Genomic DNA, 3,608 nt, shown 5'->3' with positions numbered 1-3,608 from the left:
ATACTCTTTAGCTTTGGAGATGTTTTGCATTTCGGTGATCCTGGCAACGCTGTCTTCAATAAGGAATTTTCATCATATTGATTTGCATAAAGTAAAGATTGCAACAGATCAATATTAGCAGCCATTCTTGAAAATACTCTACTTATTGTGGAATGACTAAAACCCGGTATTCCAAACTTTTGGGCTGTTTTCATGGCAGCCTTACGCATCGATATTCCTGTAAGATAAAGTGCGAGGGCATAGAAGTAAACAAATATGGGGTAAGGCCTGTATGAGAACTTAAAAGCTGGCATAACAATGATTGGATTAGAGTTATCTGCCACAATGATAGGACATTTAACCTGTATTTCCCGATAATTAAGTATTAAACGTTGAAAATGTAGTTTTCCTGAAATTAGCCTAGCAGAGCGAAGTTGAAGGTATTCTTCGCGAGATATTTGCAGGTAATATGTATGTGGTTTCTTGTAGTTTTGCGGGAATAATGATATATTTTCCATATGTGTGACACTCTCATACATTCTAAAAAAGTCTGCGTTTCTCTGGGAAAAGTTGGCAGGCTTTTTTATTTTGTATTTTTCCCATAGTGGTGCTATTTAAGACAGCGGCTACAAAAAAAGGACCCAGTAAGTGGTCCACATTTATGATAGCAGTGGTGTCATTTTTGGTATACAATTAGATCAGTAATTCCATTAACCTAGCGAGCACGGATGCTCGCTTTCCTCCGCCGCATTTCAGAGAACGTGTACATGCGCGACGCCGTCCGAACCGGACCCCAGAGGATAACCGGTAAGAGCCGCTCCGCGGCCGGTGAGGCGGTGTAGTACGGTACTTCTACATGGGATGACCCACAAAGCAATTCTTCATGAATTTCTATCCGTACCTTTACGCGCATGTGTTGATATCTGTCGTTCCATTTCCAGCTCCAAAGCCCAGCTCTAAAACAAAAATCTTATTTCTTTCTAATAATATTCTTGTAATCTTCTTTATTAAAAACTAATACAGGTACATTCTCAAACCATCCAATATTCTCATTGTTATTAAGGTAATCATGGGTATAGTTTAATATCCTTCTTTTCTCTTCTTTATGCCAATTTTCAGAAATCCAGTCGCCCCATCTCCAGTCATTTAAGTTAAACAAATCAAAATAGCTTCCATATTGTTTCCACTCTTCATCTGTCCATTTTTCGAAGTTTCGAATGCCTGAGTTAGCCCAACACTCTATATCCCAATTGTCTTTTTTAACAATACCCACTTTATCCCATATCACACTTTCTTCAGTATATCTAACTTTTACAACAATTACTGTACACAAGAAATCCATATCCTCAGGACAAAGTAAAATAGGTATTACTACCCCATCTGTACTCTCAACACTTAAACATTCACTAACATATTCTTGCTCACTTATGCTATTTAATTCAACAAACCAAGCAGGCATTAATCCTTTTAACATTTCTATAGAAGTAACTTCAAATAAGTAAATATCTAAAGGTATATCATCAATAAATATTCCTAAATACTCAAACCCAAAATCATTTGTCGTTTTCTTAACATCAAGTTTATTCATTTTTTAGATATACCTCCCCACTGGCAAAACCTTCAAAGCCCTTCTCTGAAATGGAAATGGAATGACAGATATCGTCGGCATCTCAGTCGTCCTCGAATGGTCTCGTAAGGATGTCCCGCGTCAGCGCGCAACTGCGCCCATGAGAGGATGAGGCGGAGTCCTGCTACATGAATTTACCCCAGAGAAATACTTCTTGCTCCTACCATCGTAGCCTTCACTGAGATGCATTGATCTCCGATGTATCCTGACCCGTAATTCAGAAATTCCCACGGACGGGAATTCCTCAAATATACCTTATCTACGTTTCTACTCATCTTGTTTATTACCGTTTTCAACACTAAACCGTCCAAATTTAACTTGCCCGCTTTCTATTGGTCCAACAGTTGTAATAATTTTTGATTTTTTCCCGTTTTCCACATCTAAAAACTCCGCACTACTAAGAATCTTAACTGTTTTTCTTTTAGCACCATAAGTAATGTTAAAATTTATATTTTGATAACTATACCTACTCGCAATATATCTAATAATGACATTAAAAACATCATCTTTGTCTTCACTATCTTCATCTTCAAAAGGGTATTTTTCAACAACAAATTTGTCTTCACTATTCTTAGTACAAACTAAAATTTTGTCACAGTTTTCAAATCTAATACAATTGCAAATCAACGATCTAATATCTTCAAATAATTCCTTTTCCCTAATATCAATAATAGCATATGTATACGTGCTTAATAAACTTTTTTTAATTACATATTTCATATAATATATTGTCATCAAATCCTCCACAGTGCTAAATAACTACAAAGCCTTACCCTAGAAAAACTCCGCCATGGATGGCGGACAAATCAGGATATGTCGGAGATCGTCTTCCATGACCGACGTTCCAGAGTCGGACCCACAGAGACTTTCTCCGTAGGTGGTGCTTGTCACCCGACGATGGAATGTGGTGCGGCACGCTTCATGCTCGCTCTACAGAGGCTTACTTCATGAATTATCTTTCACGCACCTTCACGGTCATGGTTTGTTATGTAAAGTCGCACGCCCCGCGAAGCCAGAGCGGCCACGGATGGCCGCACCTTCAATAAATGCTATGCTTTAAATAGTAATAGACTTTGAGCTTTTCAAGTCTTTTTTTACTAAATCCATTGCAACTAAAAATTCAATATGTCTTTGTTTACCAATTCCATTCAAATAATCTTCAACTGATTCAATCTCAACAATCGGATCAACGCTTATATTATATTTATCAATTTCAATAGATACAATTATATTATCGTTAACAAGCAGCGTATAAATATCCTCACATTGTTCAATTGTATGTCCCAAGAAGTACGCAGTTTTAATATCTGGAAAAAGTTCTGTTAATATTTTTAATAACTTTTCATTTTTTCTCTCATAAAATAAATCATTGTGTGCTTTTATCATTTGTTTTCTAATTTCATCTTCTCTTAAACTTCCAATTAACCTCATGATCTTTGACTCCTTATAATCTTCACTTTTCATGTTTATCAAGGAAACAATCTTTAGTTACTGTTTAAATCTAAATATACCTTCAAAGACTATCCCTAAAAATCCGTCCCATGGAAGGGACGGCTTGCGTGCGATTTTATATAACGTCTTGCCATTTGCGACGCCGTCCGAACCGGACCCGCAAGGAATACTCCTTGGCGGCTTTAGCCCGGTGAGGCGGTGTGGGCAGGATGACCTCATGCTCCTTCTCCAGAGAAATTTCTACATGCTTTGCCCTTTACGCAAATGGACTTGTTCTCTGATGTGCGGCGGGCCCGCGAAGCCAGAGCCCCACGGACGGGGCCCTTATAACATTCTTCCTTGATGTCCTTTATTAAATATCAAGTAGATTATGCAATTTACACCAATTCACTAAAAATAACATCATTTATATTACAGAATTTCAAAGGGATACACCTGAACTGGTCTTTGCTCACTATTCTTATAAACAATAGCATTATTCAACTTGATCCCTTTTTTCTTCCATTGGTTTATGCTTATTTTTAAAGGTTCTTCGAACCAATCAAAAACG

General features: G+C 37.3%; 4 protein-coding genes. All 4 read right to left on the bottom strand.

The window, feature by feature from the left end:
• A partial coding sequence (locus tag ACECE_RS32630) for a hypothetical protein (RefSeq protein WP_205410186.1) occupies positions 1-323 on the bottom strand: 323 nt, incomplete at its 3' end.
• Positions 324-949: 626 nt separating this feature from the next.
• On the bottom strand, positions 950-1,567 hold the full coding sequence (locus ACECE_RS0214675) for a hypothetical protein (RefSeq protein ID WP_010248549.1): 618 nt from the start codon (positions 1,565-1,567) through the stop codon (positions 950-952).
• 306 nt (positions 1,568-1,873) lie between these two features.
• The gene (locus ACECE_RS0214670) at positions 1,874-2,353 is read right to left on the bottom strand and encodes a hypothetical protein (protein ID WP_456049022.1); all 480 of its coding nucleotides are present in this window, start codon (positions 2,351-2,353) and stop codon (positions 1,874-1,876) included.
• 309 nt (positions 2,354-2,662) lie between these two features.
• Positions 2,663-3,037: a hypothetical protein gene (locus ACECE_RS0214665; RefSeq protein ID WP_010248546.1), complete on the bottom strand. Its 375-nt coding sequence runs from the start codon at positions 3,035-3,037 to the stop codon at positions 2,663-2,665.
• Between the last annotated feature and the right edge of the window lie 571 nt (positions 3,038-3,608).

This window comes from Acetivibrio cellulolyticus CD2 (assembly GCF_000179595.2).
GTDB classification, from domain to species: Bacteria; Bacillota; Clostridia; order Acetivibrionales; family Acetivibrionaceae; genus Acetivibrio; species Acetivibrio cellulolyticus.
Note: the sequence above shows the minus strand (reverse complement) of the source record. Positions and strands in the feature narration are given on the sequence as shown.

Coding starts and splice junctions, on each gene's coding strand:
- ACECE_RS0214675 (WP_010248549.1), bottom strand. CDS start 1,567: ATGAATAAACTTGATGTTAAGAAAACGACAAATGATTTTGGGTTTGAG.
- ACECE_RS0214665 (WP_010248546.1), bottom strand. CDS start 3,037: ATGAGGTTAATTGGAAGTTTAAGAGAAGATGAAATTAGAAAACAAATG.